At 66.4% G+C, this 667-nt stretch carries 2 protein-coding genes; both read right to left on the bottom strand.

Going from position 1 to position 667, the window contains the following annotated elements:
• Positions 1-54: 54 nt before the first annotated feature.
• The gene (clgR, locus tag IMZ11_RS43130) at positions 55-408 is read right to left on the bottom strand and encodes a transcriptional regulator ClgR (RefSeq protein ID WP_003880539.1); all 354 of its coding nucleotides are present in this window, start codon (positions 406-408) and stop codon (positions 55-57) included.
• A gap of 94 nt (positions 409-502) precedes the next feature.
• Positions 503-646 carry a CinA family protein gene (locus tag IMZ11_RS46905; RefSeq protein ID WP_374463268.1) on the bottom strand — a complete coding sequence of 48 codons (144 nt, stop codon included), beginning with the start codon at positions 644-646 and terminating at the stop codon, positions 503-505.
• Positions 647-667 lie beyond the last annotated feature (21 nt).

Below are 667 nucleotides of genomic sequence, written 5' to 3'. Positions count from 1 at the left end.
CGTTGACACACGGCGTGATCAGTACGGCATCCAGGTCGTGATCTCAGGTCATCGTCACGCGACGGCCATCGACACGACCTGCGGGATGACCACCTTGGTAGCCGCGTCGATGTGCGCGAGGTTGGCAGCCGCCTCGACACGGCCGGAGGGCTGCACTGCCGCTGAGGCGTGTTCGCGCTCGGCCATGTTCTCCCCGGCGTCGCTGAGTACCCGCGACAGTGGCACATCCAGCGCGTCGCAGATGGCGCTGAGCAGCTCGCTGGAGGCCTCTTTGCGGCCGCGCTCCACTTCAGACAGGTACCCGAGGCTGACCCGGGCCGAGTCGGACACTTCACGCAACGTCCGGCCCTGTTCGGTACGGGCATTACGCAGCACGTCGCCAATCACCTCACGCAGCAATGCCGTCATCGTGCCCTCCTTCGCCTGGCCTGTCACAGGTTCGCTTACTGACCAACGCCGTGGACCACCGCATGGTTCCCGAGAGTCCGATGACCGATCAGGGCTACTGATTCTCGACCAGAAAGCGCAACCGGGCGATGGCCTCGTCGACGGCGGCGCGGCGGATGTCCCACCGCGACCCGGACAGGGCGAGTTCGACGACCTCGGTGTCGACCGGGCCTGCCAATCCGATGAACACCGTCCCCACCGGGTGTCCACCGTGCGGCTC

Origin of the sequence: Microtetraspora sp. AC03309 (assembly GCF_020826795.1) — a bacterium.
Lineage (GTDB): Bacteria > Actinomycetota > Actinomycetes > Streptosporangiales > Streptosporangiaceae > Microtetraspora > Microtetraspora glauca.
The sequence above is the reverse complement of the archived record's forward strand: the minus strand, read 5'-3'. Positions and strand labels throughout refer to the sequence as shown.

Coding starts and splice junctions, on each gene's coding strand:
- clgR (WP_003880539.1), bottom strand. CDS start 408: ATGACGGCATTGCTGCGTGAGGTGATTGGCGACGTGCTGCGTAATGCC.